20 protein-coding genes and 2 tRNA genes are annotated in these 21,396 nt (G+C 33.5%); 5 read left to right on the top strand and 17 right to left on the bottom strand.

Annotated elements, in window-relative coordinates; genetic code table 11:
* Positions 1-34: 34 nt before the first annotated feature.
* Positions 35-691, top strand: coding sequence for an HAD hydrolase-like protein (locus HMPREF2984_RS05490; protein ID WP_059221664.1), 657 nt, complete (start codon positions 35-37; stop codon positions 689-691).
* 137 nt (positions 692-828) lie between these two features.
* Here HMPREF2984_RS05490 and HMPREF2984_RS05485 read toward each other — a convergent pair whose 3' ends face one another.
* The 8 genes from HMPREF2984_RS05485 to HMPREF2984_RS05450 all read right to left on the bottom strand — a co-directional run bounded on the left by HMPREF2984_RS05485 (position 829) and on the right by HMPREF2984_RS05450 (position 8,015).
* Positions 829-1,446, bottom strand: coding sequence for a LysM peptidoglycan-binding domain-containing protein (locus tag HMPREF2984_RS05485; protein WP_003027878.1), 618 nt, complete (start codon positions 1,444-1,446; stop codon positions 829-831).
* A gap of 156 nt (positions 1,447-1,602) precedes the next feature.
* On the bottom strand, positions 1,603-2,397 hold the full coding sequence (locus HMPREF2984_RS05480; protein ID WP_059221666.1) for an energy-coupling factor transporter transmembrane component T family protein: 795 nt from the start codon (positions 2,395-2,397) through the stop codon (positions 1,603-1,605).
* The gene (locus HMPREF2984_RS05475) at positions 2,390-3,229 is read right to left on the bottom strand and encodes an energy-coupling factor transporter ATPase (RefSeq protein ID WP_003027880.1); all 840 of its coding nucleotides are present in this window, start codon (positions 3,227-3,229) and stop codon (positions 2,390-2,392) included. Before HMPREF2984_RS05475 ends, HMPREF2984_RS05480 begins: the two co-directional genes overlap by 8 nt.
* Positions 3,214-4,041: an energy-coupling factor ABC transporter ATP-binding protein gene (locus tag HMPREF2984_RS05470; protein WP_070670722.1), complete on the bottom strand. Its 828-nt coding sequence runs from the start codon at positions 4,039-4,041 to the stop codon at positions 3,214-3,216. Before HMPREF2984_RS05470 ends, HMPREF2984_RS05475 begins: the two co-directional genes overlap by 16 nt.
* Position 4,042: 1 nt before the next feature.
* The gene (gene pgsA / locus HMPREF2984_RS05465) at positions 4,043-4,582 is read right to left on the bottom strand and encodes a CDP-diacylglycerol--glycerol-3-phosphate 3-phosphatidyltransferase (RefSeq protein WP_003027883.1); all 540 of its coding nucleotides are present in this window, start codon (positions 4,580-4,582) and stop codon (positions 4,043-4,045) included.
* A gap of 10 nt (positions 4,583-4,592) precedes the next feature.
* Positions 4,593-5,414 (bottom strand): cytoskeleton protein RodZ, encoded by an 822-nt coding sequence (gene rodZ, locus HMPREF2984_RS05460; protein WP_049533455.1) that lies wholly within the window; start codon positions 5,412-5,414, stop codon positions 4,593-4,595.
* A gap of 58 nt (positions 5,415-5,472) precedes the next feature.
* Complete coding sequence (locus HMPREF2984_RS05455; protein ID WP_049533456.1) at positions 5,473-6,768, bottom strand: EF-P 5-aminopentanol modification-associated protein YfmH; 1,296 nt, start codon at positions 6,766-6,768, stop codon at positions 5,473-5,475.
* Positions 6,768-8,015, bottom strand: a complete 1,248-nt coding sequence (locus HMPREF2984_RS05450) for an EF-P 5-aminopentanol modification-associated protein YfmF (protein WP_070670720.1) — start codon at positions 8,013-8,015, stop codon at positions 6,768-6,770. The genes HMPREF2984_RS05455 and HMPREF2984_RS05450 overlap by 1 nt, the downstream gene beginning before the upstream one ends.
* Before the next feature lie 175 nt (positions 8,016-8,190).
* On the opposite strand from HMPREF2984_RS05450, the gene yaaA reads away from it, so the two are divergent.
* Complete coding sequence (gene yaaA / locus HMPREF2984_RS05445) at positions 8,191-8,568, top strand: S4 domain-containing protein YaaA (RefSeq protein WP_003031580.1); 378 nt, start codon at positions 8,191-8,193, stop codon at positions 8,566-8,568.
* Between the two features lies 1 nt (position 8,569).
* Positions 8,570-9,667, top strand: a complete 1,098-nt coding sequence (recF, locus tag HMPREF2984_RS05440) for a DNA replication/repair protein RecF (protein WP_003027889.1) — start codon at positions 8,570-8,572, stop codon at positions 9,665-9,667.
* Between the two features lie 88 nt (positions 9,668-9,755).
* Here recF and guaB read toward each other — a convergent pair whose 3' ends face one another.
* The 5 genes from guaB to HMPREF2984_RS05415 all read right to left on the bottom strand — a co-directional run bounded on the left by guaB (position 9,756) and on the right by HMPREF2984_RS05415 (position 14,742).
* Positions 9,756-11,237, bottom strand: a complete 1,482-nt coding sequence (gene guaB / locus HMPREF2984_RS05435; protein WP_003030719.1) for an IMP dehydrogenase — start codon at positions 11,235-11,237, stop codon at positions 9,756-9,758.
* A 131-nt stretch (positions 11,238-11,368) separates the two neighbouring features.
* Positions 11,369-12,394, bottom strand: coding sequence for a tryptophan--tRNA ligase (gene trpS, locus HMPREF2984_RS05430; protein ID WP_059221671.1), 1,026 nt, complete (start codon positions 12,392-12,394; stop codon positions 11,369-11,371).
* Between the two features lie 81 nt (positions 12,395-12,475).
* On the bottom strand, positions 12,476-13,471 hold the full coding sequence (gene galE / locus HMPREF2984_RS05425; protein ID WP_065426971.1) for a UDP-glucose 4-epimerase GalE: 996 nt from the start codon (positions 13,469-13,471) through the stop codon (positions 12,476-12,478).
* 20 nt (positions 13,472-13,491) lie between these two features.
* Entirely contained in the window at positions 13,492-14,181 is a 690-nt protein-coding gene (locus HMPREF2984_RS05420) for a triose-phosphate isomerase (RefSeq protein ID WP_003027894.1), read from the bottom strand.
* Between the two features lie 21 nt (positions 14,182-14,202).
* Positions 14,203-14,742: an NAD(P)H-dependent oxidoreductase gene (locus HMPREF2984_RS05415; RefSeq protein ID WP_003027895.1), complete on the bottom strand. Its 540-nt coding sequence runs from the start codon at positions 14,740-14,742 to the stop codon at positions 14,203-14,205.
* Between the two features lie 162 nt (positions 14,743-14,904).
* On the opposite strand from HMPREF2984_RS05415, the gene HMPREF2984_RS05410 reads away from it, so the two are divergent.
* Positions 14,905-16,527, top strand: coding sequence for an ATP-binding cassette domain-containing protein (locus tag HMPREF2984_RS05410; protein ID WP_049533459.1), 1,623 nt, complete (start codon positions 14,905-14,907; stop codon positions 16,525-16,527).
* A gap of 66 nt (positions 16,528-16,593) precedes the next feature.
* Positions 16,594-19,170, top strand: a complete 2,577-nt coding sequence (locus tag HMPREF2984_RS05405) for a YfhO family protein (protein ID WP_070670718.1) — start codon at positions 16,594-16,596, stop codon at positions 19,168-19,170.
* 87 nt (positions 19,171-19,257) lie between these two features.
* On the opposite strand, the gene HMPREF2984_RS05400 is transcribed toward HMPREF2984_RS05405, so the two are convergent.
* The 4 genes from HMPREF2984_RS05400 to HMPREF2984_RS05385 form a co-directional block, all read right to left on the bottom strand.
* Positions 19,258-19,331: transfer RNA gene (locus tag HMPREF2984_RS05400), tRNA-Asn, on the bottom strand.
* 5 nt (positions 19,332-19,336) lie between these two features.
* Positions 19,337-19,408: transfer RNA gene (locus tag HMPREF2984_RS05395), tRNA-Glu, on the bottom strand.
* A gap of 109 nt (positions 19,409-19,517) precedes the next feature.
* Positions 19,518-20,267 carry a competence system response regulator transcription factor ComE gene (comE, locus tag HMPREF2984_RS05390; protein ID WP_049517113.1) on the bottom strand — a complete coding sequence of 250 codons (750 nt, stop codon included), beginning with the start codon at positions 20,265-20,267 and terminating at the stop codon, positions 19,518-19,520.
* The coding region (locus HMPREF2984_RS05385) for a sensor histidine kinase (protein ID WP_218969688.1) at positions 20,267-21,396 on the bottom strand (1,130 nt) is incomplete at its 5' end. The genes comE and HMPREF2984_RS05385, both read right to left, overlap by 1 nt.

The raw sequence follows: 21,396 nt of genomic DNA, 5'->3' as shown, positions 1-21,396 counted from the left end.
AAAGTTTACAACTCTGTAAACATGAATTTAGACTATGCAAAATTTTAAATATATTTTTTTCGATTTAGATGGAACACTTGTTGACAGTTCTGTAGGAATCAAGAATGCTTTCCAGTACGCATTCACTTCACTAAATATCAAAGCCGTTGATAGCAAAGAGCTGGATACTTTCATTGGACCACCTTTAGAAGTTAGTTTCGCTTCTGTAGTGCCAAAGACCAATGTCAATCAAGCTATTGCTCTCTTTAGAGAATACTATAAAAATAACGGTGTTTTTGAAGCTCAACTTTACAAAGGTATAAAAGAACTGTTGTTAGAATTAGAACATTCGGATTACCATGTCTATATTACCACTAGTAAAAATGAACCAATGGCTCATAAAATGGCACAATACCTAGAAATTGATAAACATTTCAATGGTATCTTCGGCTCTCTTCCAAATTCTTATCATAAAGCAGATGTTATAACTCGTGCTTTAAATAATTCTCATGCTAATCTTAAGCAATCTATCATTGTTGGGGATACAAAATTTGATATGATTGGTGGAAAATCAGTCGGAATTGCTACTTTAGGAGTTCTGTGGGGATTTGGAAACAAGAAAGAATTAACTGACAATGGGGCAGATTTTATCTCAGATTCACCTCAGAAAATTTTAACGGCTTTGGTAAATAATACTTTACATGAATTGTAAACCATCTTTACAATATACAATCAAAGATTCTAAAACAAACAACTATGTTTGCTGAGCCAATCACTCATAGAAAAAGACGAATCATCTTTTACTCAATGATTCGTCTTTTTGTTTACTCATTTATCATAAAATTTTGCTTAATAGTTCCAAGCTGAAAGACCTTGAGCATTATAAGCACGGTAAGCAGATTGAATCTGATCATCTACTGTTGCTGTTGACCCCCAACCTGGCATTGTTTGGAAAAGACCACTAGCTCCTGATGGGTTATAAGCATTTACTTGTCCGTTTGACTCACGAGCAATGATATGTTCCCAAGTTGATGCTGGGACACCTGTCAATTCTGCCATACGAGCAGCTGCATAAGATCCCGTAGCACCAGCAGTATTTCCATTAGGAAGAACAACATTTGAAGAAGTGTTTGCAGCCGGTTGCGAATAGGTAGTGGAAGCAGCAGGTGCGTTATATGTCACATCTTCATAAGTTACAGCTTCTTCTGTTGTAGTTTCTGTTGAAACTTCTGAATTTTTCTCTTCATCAAGTTCTAAAATTTGCCCAACTTTAATCAAGTCAGGATTTTCAATTTTATTGAGCTCAACAATTTTTTCAACTGATGTGTTTTTTTCTTTAGCGATTTCTGATAAAGTGTCACCTGATTTAACAGTATAAGATTCAGCACTTGCAATAGCTCCCGTTGCAAAAAAAGCAACTGCCGTAAAAAGTCCTGATAAAGTCCATTTCATTGATTTTGTATTCATGTATATATCAATTTCTCCTTTTTTCGTATAATACTATATTACACATAAAATATTACTTTAATCTTATAATTGTATTACAAAGATTACAGAAATATTGATTTTATACGCAAAAAACGCCCTTCAAGGCGTTTTTTAGCTAACAATAATATAAGTTTTTTAACTTTTTAAGAAAAATAACATCAAACCTAAAGCAAACATAATAAAAATAGAAAGGGTATCTGCTTTTTTCCACCTCAATTGACGATAACGACTTCTTCCTACACCACCTTGATAACCTCTCGCTTCCATAGCAGTTGCCAAAGCATCCGCACGTTTAAAGCTAGAAGCAAATAACGGAATTAAAATCGGAATAATTGATTTTACTTTTTGAACAATATTTCCTTCACCAAAATCAACCCCACGCGCCCTTTGAGCATTCATAATCCGTGTCGTATCATCCATCAAAGTAGGAACGAAACGTAAACTCATTGATAACATCAACCCTATTTCATGAACGGGTACCTTTAATGCTACTAAAGGCTGCAATAATGATTCAACTGCGTCTGCCAAACTAAGTGGCATTGTTGTTAAAGTCAATAAGGTAGAGAATATAATAATTAAAAGAAAACGACTAAAAATGATACCCGCTTGAGCCAGACCTACTTCAGTAATTCTAATAAAGCCAAATTGAAATAAAGTCGTGCCATCAGATGTAAAAAGTAGTTGAAACAAAGTAGTAAAAGCAATCAAAAAGACCATAGATCTTAATCCTTTAAGGAAAAAGCCTAAAGGAATCTTGGAAAGTCCAACTAATACTATTGTAAAGACGAATAGTAGTCCATTGGTTACAATATTATTTGCCAAAAAAATAATTAAAATAAAGAAAAACATTGACAAAAGTTTACTGCGAGGATCTAATCGATGAATGATTGAATTTCCAGAAACATATCGCCCCAAAATCATACTATCCATGTAGTAACTCCTTAAATTCTTCTATGGTGATAGGTAAATACGGAAGAGTTAACCCTCTATTTTTTAATTCTTGTACAAATTTTGTAATTTTGGGGACTCCTAGTTGAATACTTTCCATAAATGCTACATCTTGAAAAACTTGCCGAGGCTCTCCGCTTTTGACTAATCTTCCTTTTTCCATCACATAAACCGTATCTGCAAAATTAGCGACATCATCCATCAAATGCGTTACCAAAACAATGGTCATTCCTGCTTCATGTAATCGTTTAAATAAACTCATCAATTCTTTTCGTCCAGCAGGATCTAAGCCTGCTGTTGGCTCATCCAATACAAGAATATCTGGCTCCATGGCTAGGATACCAGCTATGGCTACTCGACGCATTTGTCCCCCAGACAGTTCAAACGGGCTTCGTTCAAATAATTCTTCTGAAATTCCGACAAGAGTTAATTTTTCACGTGCTACACGTTCAGCGTCTTCCTTTGATATTCCAAAATTTTGTGGACCAAAAGCAACATCTTTTAAAACGGTCTCATCAAAAATCTGACTTTCAGCAAACTGAAAAACCAATCCTACTTTTCTACGTACTTGTTTAATATCTTTGTTTACAGATGTGGAAGTAATTTTGACATCATCAATCACAACACTTCCTTCAGTCGGGACTAAAAGCCCATTCAGCAATTGTAAAATAGTTGATTTCCCACTACCTGTATGACCAACCAAAGCAGTATATGAGCCATCTTTTATTTCTAAATTGACTTCAAAAAGGGCAGGACCCTCAAAGGGAGTGCCTGCTTGATAAGTATAACTTACATTTTCTAAAGTGATTCCCATAAATAATCCTGCAATTCTTTTTCTGTTAAATAGCGCTCTGGCAATTGAAAGCCTGAATTCAGCAAAGTTTCCTTTACTTGATTTGTAAAAGGTTCATCTAAACCTAAATCTTCTAAATCCACTCGTGAGAAAAGCTCACTTGGTGTGCTGGTTGATTCCACCTGACCTTCCTTCATCACCAAAACTCGGTCACTAAGAGCCACCTCATCCAAATCATGCGTGATAGAAATAACAGTCATTCCATGTCGATCTTTAATCTTTTTAACTGTCTGGATCAACTCTAAACGCCCTTCCGGATCCAACATACTAGTTGCTTCATCTAAAATAATGATGTCAGGACGCAAAGCAACCACACCAGCAATAGCCACGCGCTGCTTTTGCCCACCTGAAAGTCTTGCAGGTTCACGCTCTTTAAAATCTTGCATTCCAACAATGTCTAATGCTTCTTGAACTCTGTCAAACATTATTTGGTAATCCATTCCTTGATTTTCCAAACCAAAGGCAACATCATCCTCAACAGTCGCCCCCACAAATTGATTATCTGGATTTTGAAAAACCATCCCAATATGCTGGCGCTTTTCCCATACATTTTCAAGAGTTAATTTATCTCCATCAATGATAATCTCGCCACTTTCTGCCTCCAACAAGCCATCTATTAAACGAATCGTCGTAGACTTGCCACTGCCATTATGCCCCACAATAGACAGCCACTCTCCTTGTTTCACGTGAAACGTCACATCCTTGAGAATATAATCATCTACATGATGATCGTATTTATACTTTAAATGCTGAACTTCAATGATATTTTTCATATTATCTAAATGTATCTTTAAAAAGATAGGCACTTCCTTTGAAGTAGTCATAACCCGAATAAATCGTAAAAATCAATGCAATATATAGCAAAACTTGTCCTAGCAGTGTCCAGTGCAATAACAGAAAAATAATGGAAAACATCTGCGTAAATGTTTTTATTTTCCCTGGCATAGCAGCAGCTAAGACTGTCCCTCCAGTTTCAACCAACAATAGCCGCAAACCTGTCACAGCTAACTCACGACAGATGATAACTGCAACAACCCAAGCAGGTGCTATATTCATTTCAATCAACATAATAAAAGCTGACATGACCAATAACTTATCTGCCATCGGATCAGCAAATTTCCCAAAATTTGTTACAACCTTCCATTTACGAGCCAAATATCCATCCAAATAATCTGTAATGCTGGCTACTGCAAAAATAATCGCTGCAAAGACATGCATTCCAACAGAGTGACCCAAGGATAGTACTAAAATAAAAATTGGAATTAAAGCAATCCGCAAAAGAGTTAAAGCATTGGGAATATTTTCTTTTTTCATTTTCTTTTCCTTAATTGTTTATTATAAGTGTAATTGTACCTGTCAAACTTGTCAAGCCTGACGTATCAATCTGTTGATTATCAATTGTAATGGTCACACCTTGAACCACACCAAGAGTAATTGTTGAGGTAGTGCCTGGTGAAATAGTGGTTGACACACTTTGATTCTCAGGACTTAATATTGCCCCACCTTCTAAGTCTGTACCTGTAACACTTACCCAACTAGTTGCATCAGTAACTGATAGTTTTAAATTGACAGAGCTTGTTGCACCTGTTAAGGTTGCTGTCAAGTTGTTACCATTTCCTGATACAGTCAAATTTGTATTTGAACTGCCAGAAGATTCACTAGAAGTTGCCTCACTAGTCGAACTAGAAGAAGTAGTTGTCTGTTTGTTTACAACACTATAACTTGATGAAGGAGTGGTTGTTAATGAGTTATGGTGAACGTACGTCCAAACATAATAACTAACAAAAGATAAAATAGCTAATGCAAGAATCGTCAGATAAAATAATGGTAAAAAAGAAGTTCGTTGTTTTTTTGTTCTTCGACTTCTAAAATTCTCTTCCTCATCAACATCCACTTCATCATAAGTAATCATGTTTCCTTCTTCATAAGCATCAAGAATAATTCGCTCATCTAAATCAACAGCCCAAGCATATTTTCTTAGAAAAGAACGAGCATAGAAAGGACTGGGAAGACGATCAAAATCATCAGCTTCCATAGCTTCCAGTAGCTCTAACTGAATATCTGTTTTCTTTTGTAAATCTTCCAAGCTCATTCCTTGATTAATACGAGCTAACCTCAGGACTTCACCGATTGTTTTCTTTCTCATACACACTAGCCTTCTTTCTATTAAACACTATTTTACCAAATTTCATCAAAACATGAAATTATTTTGGAAAAATAGTAAAATCAATCATTTCACAAGAATCAATAAAATGATGTCCTATTTCAATCACATCAACTAAACTAATTGTCTGTAATATTTTTGGTAAATCAAATAGATTATCCCCTTCTGAAAAGGTTTCGTATTGAGTGGCAATATATTCTAATGAGTTCAGTCCATGTAAAAAATCACCAAACATTTCACTTTTTATAATATCAAGATGCTCTTCTGTTACATCAGGGTCTTTTTCAAAATCACGAATCGCAGAACGAAATTGGTGAGACAGAGCAACTGGCTCACTAGTATCCATTGTTAACATCACAAAGTGAAAATCTTTTTCTACTTCAACTTCTAACGATAATGAGTTGTCTATTTTTCCAGCCTCATAAAGCGTTTGAAATCTTTTAGATGTCCAACCAAACATCATTGCAAATAGCAGTTTTAAAGCAGTCTTATAACGAAATAAATCAGCTCCCACTAGTGATTGACTCCCACGTAATCCGATTGCAAGTTTAGAACTTGCCACTTCCATTCGAACACTCCCAGTAGAAATAACAGGATTTAACGCAAGGGGAAAACGTCTAATCAAACTTTCTTCATCAATCCCCTTCAAAGATTCGTGTTGTTCCTGAATAACAGCAATGGTCTTTTCTAAGTCAAAATTACCAATCAGCAGTAAACTCATATTAGATGGATGGTAAAAGGTTTCAAAGTTTTCATCCAAATCCTCAACAGTTATTTCTGCAATTGATTCAACGCTTCCTGCAATATCTTCTGCCAATGGAGTGTCTGGATAAAGATTTGCTAAAGTGTGAAAAAACAGGCAATAATCTGGATTGTCTTTGTACATATCAATTTCTTGCTGGATAATTCCCTGTTCACGTTGAACAGATTCTTCTGTGAAATAAGCATTTTCTAGTAAACTTTGCAACAATCTCACATTTTCTAAAACATTGTCCGTCGCCGAAAAAAGATAACTGGTCTTAGTAAAACTTGTAAAGGCATTGCTCTCAGCACCTAATTCAACAAATTGTTGTAAAAGATCTTGACCATTTTCATCCTCAAATAATTTATGTTCCAAAAAATGTGCAACTCCTGCAGGGTATTGAACAGCTTGATTAGAACCACGCGGAATAAAAGAAGTATCAATTGAGCCAAAATTTGCTGTCATAATCCCATAAGTTTCATTGAAATCTCGTTTGGGTAAAAGAAATACTTTTAGACCATTTCGTAAAGTAGTCTGATAAACTGCTTCTCCAACTGCTGGATAATCCTTCCTCTCCATTTTTAAAATTTGCATTATTTTCCTTCCATAAAATAAATCGCTTGTAGCCTGAGTTGTGTTGCAGCAACAATGATATCTTCTCGGCTGACTGCTTCTAAAGCATTTAGCCAAACAGCAATTGGCATAAATGTTTTCTGCAAAACAGATGCCATATAAGCTTGTTCTATCAACGTATTTTGCCTATCTAAAGAAAGGAGCATCGTATTTCGTAGCATTTTTTTGGTCTGATTTAACGCCTCATCAGTAAAATGTCCTTTTTTTAAATCTGCAATTTGTCGATAAATTAAACTCACTGTTTTTGTTCGATTTTTCCTATCAATTCCAGCATAAATACGCATCATACCCGAAAAAATATCAATACTACTTGAAATTGTATAAGCTAGACCCTCTTTTTCCCGAACATTAACAAATAATTTTGAATGAGCAAAGCCACCTAAAAGTCCGTTCAATACAATAAGAGGGATATGAGTCTTATCACCATATTGAGCAGAAAAATGATATCCTAATTCAACAATAGATTGATGAGCATCTTTTCGCTCCAATGATTCTTTTAAAACATTCGAAAATTTTTGATGATAATGCAGTTGCAAACTAAGTTGACGCGGCTGTAAACCAAAGGTTTTAATATGTTCACAGACTTCAATCTCATTAAAATCACCCATAAAAAAGATGTCAATTTTATCATTTTGAAGCATTTTTTGAAAAATAGCAAAACTACTTTCTGGTGTTTCCTTGTCAACTAAGTCTGGCGTAGCTAAACGAGGAGTTTTCATTTCCTTTTCTGTATAAAATAATTTATTCAGCTCTTGATGCGCGTGATAAAAATGATCTTCAATTTCAGCTTTTAAATCATTGAGTACATTCTTTTTTTCAATTTCAAAAACAGCCTGATTAAAAGCTCCTTCATTCGCTAAAGGTTTTAACAAGCTATCCTTTAAAAAATCAAGTATCTCTCCTGTTAGTGTATTTTTTCGACTTAAAAATGCATCGCTAACAAAAGAGATATTTAAATCCACGTAATGTATTAGTCCTCTGCGTGATAATCCCGTTGAAAAGTTGGCACCATAAAGAGTTGCTAATCGTTCACGAAAAATCTGCGAAGTTGGATAGATTTCATTAGCTGTTTCAAGCATACTTGCAACCAGCACGCGCCCCGCTATCGTATCCGTAGACATCGGAGCTGAAAACCTCATTTTTATTCGATTCGTTTTAAATTTTTTGGATGTTATAAAATGGAGATCTACTCCAGAAACCAGCTCCATAGTGTCCCTCATGTTCTTTTAATATTGACTTCTATTATATCACGAAACGACTCCTAATTTCTCCTTCAAGCTTTATTCTTTCAACTTAAAACGTTTTCTTAATGGTGTGATTGTGATAATTCTAATATCATCTTTTCATCTAATTATGATATAATGACAAAGATCGAGGTGAATTATGAAATATAAATTATTTGATGACTACATCACCCTACAAGCTTTATTAAAAGAAGTCGGAATCATTCAAAGTGGTGGTGCTATTAAAAGTTTTCTTCAAGAAAATCAAGTTTATTTTAATGGAGAGCTCGAAACTCGCCGCGGAAAGAAAATTCGCATTGGCGATACTATTACTCTCCCAAATCAAAAATTAGAAATACTGCTGACTGCACCAAATGAAGAGGAAAGGGGGGAGCATGAAAAAGAGCTTTTAGAAAAAAGACGAGTTGCCACCCTTGTAAAAGAAATGAACAAAAATATCAAAAAAAGTAAATCGACAACAAGTCTGAGAACCAATAAATCGGATAAAAAGGCTCCTATCCGCTTCCCAGGTATTTAATATGTGGTTAAAAAAGTTACAAATTCAACATTTTCGTAATTATGAAGCAACTGAAATAGATTTTCATTCTGGTCTCAATATTTTTCTAGGCCAAAATGCTCAAGGAAAAACAAATATCTTGGAAGCCATCTATTTTCTTGCATTGACACGAAGTCATCGAACTCGTTCAGACAAAGATTTAATTTATTTCTCCAAAGACACCCTAAAAATATCTGGACAACTTGTCAAGCAAACGGGGAAAATCTCTTTAGAGATTGACTTGACACCTAAAGGAAGAATTACAAAGGTTAATCATCTAAAACAAAGCAAACTATCTGATTATGTTGGAAATATGAATGTTATTTTATTTGCTCCAGAAGATTTACAGTTGATTAAAGGAGCTCCAGCCCTTAGACGAAAATTTATTGATATAGAATTGGGGCAAATTAAGCCAATCTATTTATCTGATTTATCACATTACCACCATGTTTTAAAACAAAGAAATACTTATTTAAAAACAGCAAAAACAATAGATGAGACTTTTTTAGCAGTTTTAGATGATCAACTAGTGGAATTTGGTTGTCGTGTTATGCAGCATCGGATAGAATTTCTCAAAAAATTAGAGCACTTTGGTCAACAAAAACATTTGGAACTCTCAAGTCATTTAGAAAACTTAACCATTAAGTACTGCTCTTCTGTTCCACTTTCAGATTCCAATAAGTTAAAAGAATCCTTCCAAATTGCATTAAAGCAAAGCCGTAGTAGAGATTTATTTAAAAAAAATACTGGAGTTGGTCCCCATCGAGATGATATTGCTTTTTGTATCAATGACATGAATGCCAATTTTGGTAGTCAAGGACAACATCGAAGTGTGGTTTTATCTCTCAAACTGGCAGAAATTGAGCTCATGGAAACTGTTACTAAAGAAAAACCAATTCTTCTACTTGACGATGTTATGAGTGAACTTGACAATAGTCGTCAACTTAATTTACTTGAAACTATTTCTCAAAATATCCAAACATTTATGACAACAACAACTCTAGAACATCTACAAAACGTGCCTTCTAATATTAAAATTTTCTCAATTCATGAAGGACATTTAACTGAAGATAAGGTGTAAACTAGATATTAACACGCTTTACACGTTTGTAAAGTGTGTTAATTATAAAAGCTCTGCATTATCTACTGCAGAGCTTTTATAATAAATCTCATTGTACAGAATAGTTTGGAGCTTCATTCGTAATTTGAACATCATGAGGGTGGCTTTCTTTCAAACCAGCTCCACTCATTTCAATAAATTGAGCTTTGTCATGTAGTTCTTGGAGATTGGCTGCTCCACAATATCCCATACCAGAACGAACTCCTCCAATCATTTGGAAAACGATATCTGCTGCTGCACCTTTATAAGCTACACGACCTTCAATTCCTTCTGGAACTAGCTTGTTCGCCTCATTGACAGAACCCTGGAAATAACGATCGCTGGACCCTTTCTTCATAGCAGCAATCGAACCCATTCCTCGATAAGTTTTAAACTTACGACCCTGGAAAATTTCCGTTTCACCTGGCGCCTCATCTGTACCAGCAAACATTGAACCGAGCATGACCGCATTTCCTCCCGCAGCCAGTGCCTTCACAATATCTCCTGAATACTGAATACCTCCGTCTGCAATAATTGTTTTCCCGTATTCACGCGCAACTTGTGCAGCATCATAAATTGCCGTCACTTGAGGTACACCAACTCCAGCAATGACACGAGTGGTACAAATTGAACCTGGACCGATTCCGACTTTCACAACATCAACTCCAGCATCGTATAACGCACGTGCACCTTCTGCAGTAGCAATATTTCCTGCAATCAACGTTCGTTCTGGAAAATGTTCACGAATCTCAGCAATCTTCCGAAGTACTCCTGCTGAATGTCCATGTGCTGTATCAATGACAATAGCATCTGCACCTGCTTCAAATAAAGCTTCTGCACGCTCAAATGTATCAGAAGTAACTCCTACTGCACCAGCAACCAAAAGACGACCATATTCATCTTTAGCTGCATTTGGAAATTCAATTACTTTTTCAATATCTTTAATTGTAATCAGACCAGATAAACGACCGTAGTCATCAACCAATGGTAATTTTTCAATGCGATGCTCATGAAGTATCCGCTCTGCCGTTTCAAGATCTGTTCCAACAGGAGCTGTCACAAGATTTTTACTCGTCATATGCGCTGAGATAGGTTGATTATAATCCGTAATAAATCGCATATCACGATTTGTAATAATCCCAACTAATTTGCGATTTTCAAGCGTTTCAACAACAGGAACACCACTGATACGATAACGTTCCATCAATTCTTCTGCATCTGATACCGTATGAGTTGGAGTCAAGAAGAATGGATCAATGATAACTCCATTTTCTGATCGTTTAACTTTCCGAATTTCATCCGCTTGTTGCTCAATAGACATATTTTTGTGAATAACACCAAGACCTCCAGCACGAGCAATAGCAATGGCCATTTTACTTTCTGTAACAGTATCCATTGCTGCGGTGATAATTGGAATATTGAGTGTCAAATTTTCAGCCAATTTTGTTTGTAAATTCGCATCATTTGGCAAAACATGACTCTCTGCAGGAATGAGTAATACATCATCAAAAGTAAAACCTTTTTTCAAAAATTTAGTGTCCCAGTTAGACATCCACAAATTCCTCTTTTCTTTATTGATTGAGCACAGCTCGTATTTATTGTTAATATGATACCATTCTATCTGTATTTGTCAATCACTATTATCTAAAAAACCATCACTTTTGGTGATAGTTTTGCTCATTTTTATTTAAAATAGTTAATCCCCATAGCAGATTTTACCTCAGAAAGGGTCTGACTAGCTACTTGACGTGCTTTTTCGCTACCTTTTTGTAGCATAGTGTAAACTGCTCCCATATCTTTTGAAAATTCAACACGACGTTCACGAATTGGTCCTAACTCACGCTCTAAAATTTCCAATAAATAGCGTTTTGTTTTCACATCTCCCAGTCCACCTCGTTGATAGTGTTCCTTCATTGCTGTAATTTCTTGCGCATCTTCTGGACGACCAAACACATCTAAATAATGAAAAACCATATTGCCTTCAATTTTACCAGGATCTTCAATCTTGATATGGTCAGGATCAGTATACATGCTCATCACTTTCTTTTGTAAAGTATCCATATCATCAGATAAATAGATGCCATTATTTAAAGATTTAGACATTTTTGCATTCCCGTCAAGCCCCGGCAAACGTCCTGCTGCTTCATTTTGAGGATAAATGCCCTCAGGCTCTACCAAGACATCACAATTATAAGTATGGTTAAAAGAACGTACAATTTCACGAGTTTGTTCAATCATTGGTTTCTGATCATTTCCTACTGGAACATAATTCGCTTTAAAAGCAGTAATATCTGCTGCTTGTGCAATTGGATAAACTAAAAAACCAGTTGGAATACTTTCACCGAATCCTTTTTGAGCAATTTCTGACTTGACAGTTGGGTTACGTTCCAAACGCGCTAATGACACCAAATTCATATAATACATTGACAACTCTGACAACTCAGGAATTTGACTTTGAATAAAAATAGTTGTCTTTTCAGGATCTAATCCAGCAGCTAAATAGTCTAATGCTACATTTCCAATTGACTCTACAATTGTCTTAGGATCCTTAGCATGATCTGTCAAGGCTTGCTGATCAGCTAAAAATACAAATAATTCATATTTTCCTTCATCTTGTAATAAAACACGATTTCGCAAACTTCCTACATAATGACCAATATGTAATTTTCCTGTTGGACGATCTCCTGTTAAAATAATAGGTTTTGACATCACATTCTCCTTGAATTTTCTTGATAATATTATACCATTTTCAAGAAAAATGTGTAGAAACTATTTCTACACTTCTTAAAATTATTTGACAATTGAATTACCAGCTTTCACACGCCATTTATAATCAGATAATATAATATCTTTCAAAGAATAAGTTGCTTGCCAATTTAAAAATTCTTTTGCTTTAGAAGCATTTGCTAACACACTTGCTGGATCACCAGAACGACGTGCCACAATTTTATGAGGAATTTTTTGCTGTAAAATTTGCTCTGCAGTATTGTAAATTTCCTTGACAGTATAACCTTGTTCTGTTCCTAAATTGAAAATCTGTGAAGTTGACGAATCTGTAAACAAATAGTCAAATCCCTTTACATGTGCCTGCGCTAAATCTAAAACATGAATATAATCACGAATGCATGATCCATCTCGCGTTTCATAATCATCGCCATAAATTTTTAAAGCATCATTTTGTCCAAGAGCCGTTTTATTAATATTAGGGATAATATGTGTCGGATTTTTAACCCTCAAACCATTTGAAGTATCCATAGCAGCACCAGCAACATTAAAATAACGAAAAATGACATATTTCCAACTATAGCGGTTGGCCATCCAATAAATCATGCGTTCTCCCATCAGTTTTGTCTCTGCATAAGGATTTACTGGATTTAATAGCGTATCTTCATTTGCAGGTTTATCCATACAATTATTGCCATAAACTGAAGCTGTAGAAGAAAATATAATTTTATCAATTCCTACTTCTGATAATACTTTTAACACACGATTCATACCAGCTACATTTGCTGCAAAATATTTACTAGGATTTTCAATACTTTCACTAACAACGATTTCCCCTGCACAGTGCAATACAGCATCAATTTTATGAGATTGTAAATAATCTTTTAATGCCAGCTCATCATAAACATCCAGTTCTTTAAAGTGCGCTCTTACATCCACCGCATCCCTGACACCTGATGCTAGATTATCCAAAACATGCACATCATAATCAGCATCTAAAAGTGCCTTTACAGTATGAGAGCCAATATATCCAGCTCCACCTGTTACTAAAATTGATTTCATTTTTTCTTCTCCTTGTCTTTCTACATCAATACAAGAGTATCTTTTAGTAAGTATTGGTAGGTTTCAACCAAACTTTCAATTCTATCTCCAATAAGAATCCCATCAAATCCAATATTTAAAATCTGTTCAATATCTTCACAGTTTACACCACCACCAAAAATCAACTGATATGTAAACCCAAACTTTACACTTAAATTATCCAAATAATCTTTTAAATCTTGAAAACTTTCTTCAACATCTATAAAGGAATAATCTTTTTTTCCTTTTAATGTTGCACTCAATATTTCGTAAGCTACAATAATATGTTTATCCTGAAGATCTAGATCATCTAAATATGTTGCGCATTCAAAAATAGGATTTTCATGATTTCCTACACAAATAATAGGAATAATATCTTTCTGTAAAGCATTGTCAATCTTTGAGCGAATCATTCTTGTTGTTTCATTTAAATACTTTTGCCTTTCTAAATGACCTACAAAAGCATAATTTATATTATAATGTTTTAAATGTTGAGGCGATAAATCACCTACATTTCTTCCTTTAATTGACAAATTTTGAACTGCAATGTCAAAATGATATACATTATAATCCGGTATGATAGGAGCAATAATCAATTGATGTTGCTTGCTTATTGGTTGATTGAACTTCTCTAACAATTCTAATTGTTGCTTGATTGACATCTGATTTTTAAAATTAAAAACAACTAACACTTTACGCCCCCTTTACACTATTTACAACTCTTTTAAAAAATAATCTTCTATTGTCTGTTTATAAAATTTAAATTGAGGATTTTTCACAACATTATGAAAAGATAGTGTTTTTCTTTTCTTTAAACCACAAAATTCCATGGTCTTATGGAATGAAATCAAAACATCATCTACATTTTTTCCATCAAAAAATGCAGCCGGATTATTAAAAACTTCTTCTGGTGCATTCCAAGTTGTGGATAAGATATATTCTTTATTTTTCATTAAACCACCTTGTCCATAAGTATCTGCAAATGAATAAAATTGACCATATTCAAAGACTTCATCCATATATAATTTCAACTTCCCAGGTACATTAAACCAATAAATAGGAAATTGAAAAATAATCAAATCTGCCCACAAAAACTTATTTCTCTCGTCTATTACATTATAGTTCTCAACTGACGATAATTGCACATCATGATTGTGACGTAATTTATCCAACATAATATTATACAAACTAAAATTTAATTCTCCTTTACAAAAATCATGTTTTTGATAACCATTTACCAATAAAATTTTCATTTTCTCCTCCTAAAAATATTCTAAATTCATTATAAATTTTTGAAATTTCTCTTACTTATCAATATTCTAAAATGTCATATTTTATCCCCGAATCATTTGAAAAAAGTCAAATTTTCTAGTAAAATGAAACTAATTACAGATTACAGAATTAGGAGAAAATTATTGCTTACAGTATCAGATGTCTCACTACGCTTTAGTGATCGAAAATTATTTGATGATGTGAATATCAAATTTACAAAAGGAAATACTTATGGTTTAATTGGTGCTAATGGTGCAGGAAAATCAACTTTTTTAAAAATCCTAGCTGGAGATATCGAACCAACGACTGGAAATATCTCACTCGGACCAGACGAACGTCTCTCAGTCCTTCGGCAAAATCACTTTAATTATGAAGAAGAACGAGTGATTGATGTAGTTATCATGGGAAATGAGCATCTTTATAACATTATGAAAGAAAAAGATGCCATTTACATGAAACCTGATTTTTCTGATAAAGACGGTATCCGAGCAGCTGAATTAGAAGGTGAATTTGCTGAGTTAGGTGGTTGGGAGGCTGAAAGTGAAGCCTCTCAACTCCTCCAGAACTTGAATATCCCAGAAAATCTTCACTATCAAAATATGAGTGAATTATCCAATGGAGATAAAGTAAAAGTACTCCTTGCAAAAGCTCTATTTGGTCAACCAGATGTTCTGCTGCTAGACGAACCGACCAACGGTCTTGACATTCAATCTATCTCTTGGTTAGAAGATTTTTTGGTTGATTTTGAAAATACCGTTATCGTTGTATCCCACGACCGTCACTTCCTCAATAAAATATGTACACACATGGCTGATTTGGACTTCGGTAAAATCAAACTCTATGTTGGTAACTATGATTTCTGGAAAGAATCTAGTGAGTTAGCTGCTAAACTCTTAGCAGATCGTAATGCTAAAGCTGAAGAAAAAATCAAGCAACTGCAAGAATTTGTTGCTCGCTTCTCTGCTAATGCTTCAAAATCTAAGCAAGCAACTTCTCGTAAAAAAATGCTTGACAAAATTGAACTGGAAGAAATTGTCCCATCAAGCCGTAAATATCCATTTATTAACTTCAAAGCCGAACGCGAAATCGGAAATGACCTCTTGACAGTCGAAAACCTTTCTGTCAAGATTGACGGCGAAGTCATCCTTGACAGTATCAGCTTTATCTTGCGTCCGGGTGACAAGACAGCCTTGATTGGACAAAATGACATTCAAACAACCGCTTTGATTCGAGCTATTATGGGAGATATTGACTATGAAGGAACTGTCAAGTGGGGTATTACAACTAGTCAATCTTATTTACCAAAAGACAATAGCAAAGATTTTGCCAGCGGTGAATCTATTCTTGACTGGCTCCGTCAATTTGCAAGTAAAGAAGAAGATGACAACACCTTCCTTCGAGGATTTCTAGGTCGCATGCTTTTCTCTGGTGATGAGGTTAACAAGTCTGTCAACGTCTTGTCAGGTGGTGAAAAGGTTCGTGTCATGCTGTCAAAGCTCATGTTGCTCAAATCAAACGTTTTAGTACTAGATGATCCAACCAATCACTTAGACTTAGAATCTATTTCTAGCCTAAATGACGGTCTGAAAAACTTTAAAGAATCTATTATTTTTGCTAGCCACGATCATGAATTTATCCAGACACTTGCTAATCACATTATTGTTCTTTCTAAAAATGGTGTCATTGATCGTATTGACGAAACCTATGATGAATTTTTAGAAAATCAAGAAGTACAAGAAAAAGTCAATAGTCTTTGGAAAGATTAAACTTTTCAAAAAATAGGAGCTGATGAAAGATTCAGTTCCTTAAATTTTAGTATTTTACGATAGCTTATGAAAAAAATCAAAAAACTCTTCAAAAATTATTATTTGATAGCCTTTTTTATTCCATTTTTGATTCTGTTTATAACTTACCTTATAAATGGAATCTATTGGAAAAGTGACACTTCTCCGCTATTAGGAGACGGATTTCATCAATATGTCATTTTCGATGTTACTTTAAGAAATATTTTGCATGGTTCAGACAGTATTTTTTACACGTTTACAAGTGGACTTGGATTAAATTTTTATGCTTTATCTAGCTATTATCTTGGAAGTTTTTTATCACCTTTAGTTTACTTTTTCAATTTAAAAAATATGCCAGATGCAGTATATTTATTTACTCTGATAAAGTTTGGTTTGATGGGATTGACTTGTTTCATCAGTATTAAAGGTATCTTTAAAAAAATTTCTCCTTATCTTATATTAATACTGTCAACTTCCTACGCTCTAATGAGTTTTGCAGTTAGTCAACTTGAAATAAAAACTTGGCTAGATGTCTTCATTATTATTCCACTTATTTTACTTGGTTTACACCAGTTGATTACTCAAAAAAGACGTGTTCTTTACTTTATAGCTTTGTCAATTCTTTTTATTCAAAATTATTATTTTGGGTATATGATGGCGATCTTTCTTGTATTGTGGTTCTTTGTTCAAACTTCATGGGATTTTAAAATTAGGATTAAATCTTTCATAGACTTTACAGTTGTGTCAATTTCAGCTGGGATAACTAGTCTCATTATGATTCTACCAACTTTTCTAGATTTAAAAACGCATGGTGAGAAATTAACAAAAGTAACAACCTTACTGACTGAAAAAAGTTGGTATTTGGATATCTTTGCCAAAAACTTTATTGGAGCTTTTGACACAACTAAATATGGATCTATTCCGATGATTTATGTTGGGCTTGTTCCATTATTACTAGCAATTCTCTTCTTCACTTTAAAGTCTATTAAGTTTCACGTGAAACTTTCCTATGTTATTTTAATTATATTCTTAGTAGCTAGTTTTTACTTACAGCCTTTGGATCTGCTTTGGCAAGGTATGCACACGCCAAATATGTTCCTACATCGTTACTCTTGGACTTTTTCTATTGTCATTATTTTCTTAGCTGCTGAAAGCTTGGAGCGTCTAAAAGAGATTAAATTGACAAACATTCTAGCCAGTTTTTCTATCTTAGGACTTGGTTTTATTGCTGCTTTTATTTTTAAGAATCATTACAAATTTTTAGGTTCTGTTAATTTCATCTTAACATTAGAGTTTTTGATTGCTTATCTTTTAATTTCTTGGACTTATACAAAAAAATATATTTCTGTTAAAATATTTACTATTTCTACTTTATTATTTGTTTGCTTTGAACTAAGTTTAAATAGTTTTTATCAAATGGAAGGAATTGCAAAAGAATGGGTCTTTGCAAGTAGAAATGCTTATGAACAAGATTTAACAGCTATTGATTTACTCGTCAACTACAGTAAAAAGAAAAATTCCAATTTCTTTAGAACTGAAAAATTAGCTATTCAAACTGGAAATGACAGTATGAAATACAATTATAATGGTATCTCTCAATTTTCTTCTGTTCGCAATACCGCAGCTAGTTCTATTCTTGATAAATTAGGTTTTAAATCATCTGGAACTAATTTAAACTTACGTTATCAAAACAATAGTATCATTATGGATAGCTTATTGGGTGTAAAATATAATATTTCAACAAACAATCCTCAAAAATATGGTTTTACTTCCATTAAAACGAAAGATAATTTAACACTTTATGAAAATAAAAATGCTAATTCACTAGCATTTTTAACAAATTCAATTTACAGAGATGTAAAGTTTAATCACTTAACATTAGATAATCAAACTCGTTTTCTCAATCAGCTTTCTGGATTAAATTTAAAATATTATCACAGATTATCTCCTACAAGTAATCATAATGTTAAGCAGGTTGGAAATAGAATAGCAGCAGAAGTAGATAAAGAAAATCATGATTCCTTTGCTAGTGTAACTTACACTTTAGAAGTTCCAACAAATAGTCAAGTTTATTTAACTCTGCCAAACTTAACTTTCTCAAATGACAACCAAAAATCAGTTGACATAACTGTAAATAATAATCAAAAAATGCATTATGGTACCAACAATGTCTTTCCATTTTTTAATCTTGGTTATTTTAAGCAAAAACAAACCATAACCGTTAAAATATCTTTCCCAGATAACTCAAAAGTTTCATTTGATAGTCCTGAATTTTATACGCTTAACACCAATCATTTTCAACAAGCGATAAACAAGATTCAACGACAAAAAGTATCCGTGACAACAAAACATAATACAATAACAGCACATTATCAAGCTCAACGAGATAGTTCTCTATTCTTCACACTTCCTTATGATAAAGGTTGGGCTGCAACACAAAACGGAAAACCAATTAAAATTTCAAGAGCACAAAATGGCTTTATGAAAATTGATGTCAAAAAAGGCGCAGGAAAAATAAAACTGACATTTATCCCAAATGGTCTTAAAGAAGGTAGTATAGCATGTTTATCTGGAATCTCCTTATTTATAATTTACAATAAGATACGTAAGAAAAAATTGTCATAGTTAAAAAGCCAAGCTGAACAATAAGACAGTTTGGCTTTTAGTATTCTTTAGTTATATAAAAAAGCATTCTTTATGAATGCTTAGTAGCTCCGGCAGTAGGACTCGAACCTACGACATCATGATTAACAGTCATGCGCTACTACCAACTGAGCTATGCCGGATGATATAGTCCGTACGGGATTCGAACCCGTGTTACCGCCGTGAAAAGGCGGTGTCTTAACCCCTTGACCAACGGACCATATATGTTCTTTCACAGAACATATACTATTATACCAGTTTGGAAAACTTTGTCAATAGTTTTTATTTAAAAATTTAACTATATTTGCTATTTCATTTGCCTATTCTATTTATCCTTTTAATTCCTCTAAAATAGCCTTTAACTTTCCAATTTTCATTCGAGTAATCGGACAACGATGATCTTCATAAAAAATTATTTCTCGCATTTTTTTGTCATAACCTTTGATGTTTCCAATATTGACTAGATAAGATTTATGAGGTGAAAAGAAACGTCTTGTTTCTTTATCTTTTTCTTGAATATCTGCAATAGTACCATAAAATTCTTTAAAAAAGTTTTTACCGACAATTCTTAATTTATGAGAAGAACCTGTCGTTTCAATATATAAAATGTCATTAAAAGGCATTCTAACCTCTCCGCCACGAAAGCTATATTCAAAATAATCCACCATATCTTTATTTTCAATCAATGTCGCTTTTGTATACTCAATGCTGTCTTTTATATGTTTTTTAAAAGCAACATCACTCAAATTTTTATCAACAAAATCCAGTGCAGATACCTTATATTTGAAGGTCATAGTGGCAAATTCTGATTTCGTTGTAACAAAAACAATAATAGCATACGGATTGTGATGACGTATAAATTTTGCTATTTCTAAACCTTTTGTTTCCTCTCCTTTGATATCAATATCTAAAAAATATAATTGATTCACCTCATCATTTTCAATATATTCTTTAAATTCTCTTACTTTGCCAGTTACTTTAACTTTTATCGTAATTCCCATTTCTTTCGCAATCTCTGCCAAAGTTGTTTCCATTCTTACTTGATGTGAAATTTCATCTTCTAATACTAATACTTTCATTATAAACCTTCTTTCCGCACTCTCATTACTTGTGTAAAATATTCATCCTCAATTTTAGTATCGAGGATAATTCCTTCATAGTTGTTAATAATTTCTTTGATATTGCTTAAGCCTAAACCGCGTCCTTCACCCTTTGTTGAAAAATCAGTTTGGTAAATCTCTTCTAAATCTAGCGGTCTTTTCTTACGTGAATTTTGAATGACTAAGATTGTTTCTGTATCTAAATCCACCAAAGAAACATTCATCGTTTTTTGATAACTTTCTGCTGATCCTTCTATGGCATTATTCAAAAGGACGCTTGTCATTCTAACCAGATCTAACAATTTAATCGGCAGGGGCTTGACAAAATCTTTTACTTCAAATGTTAATTCTATATTGTAATCTCGTGCCTTAAACAATGTTTGCGTCATAACACTTCTAAGTGCTGAATCTCCAACATTATTTAAATCAAAATACGTATATTTATCAGAACGAAGCTGTAAATTAGCATTTACGAGAACCTCCTGATAGATTCGCTCCACTTCTTTTATATTACCTGTATGAATAGCTGATTGAAAACTTGCCAACATCCCACCATAATCGTGACGAAAACCTCGAATTTCATTATACAGATTAACAATTTCATCTGTATATTTTTGTAATTGTAGTTGTTCTCGTTCTTTCTGTTTAATTTGTTCTTCTTTTTCATACTTTTCGCGAATAGATTGTAAGTAGAATAAAGTTGACATAAACATTAAAAAGCAAATTGTAGCAATCATACTAGAAAAACTATTTAAATTTTTCATATTACTAAGCCAATGCGACAAATTTAATAAAAAATGAATAAATAAGAGATAAAAGTTTAACTGCACAATATTCTCTTTAAAATCCGCCTTTTTAAAATATTTAAAATTAAACTTAAAATAATCAATTGCTTTTAAAATAAAAACTAAAGAAATGATATTGATAAAAATATAGAACAATCCCCAGTATCTATCAACAAACTTATCACCTGTAACAGAAGAAATAATGACTGAAAAGAAGGTTTCAGAACTTGACACAGCTAAAGATAAAAATAGTGCTAAAAATACAGAAAGATGTTTTTTAACTTTTTTTACTTGATAAATTGCAAGAATAAGTGCAACATTTA

This window comes from Streptococcus sp. HMSC066E07 (assembly GCF_001814695.1).
GTDB classification, from domain to species: Bacteria; Bacillota; Bacilli; order Lactobacillales; family Streptococcaceae; genus Streptococcus; species Streptococcus hominis.
This window is presented reverse-complemented; position numbering and strand designations above follow the sequence as displayed.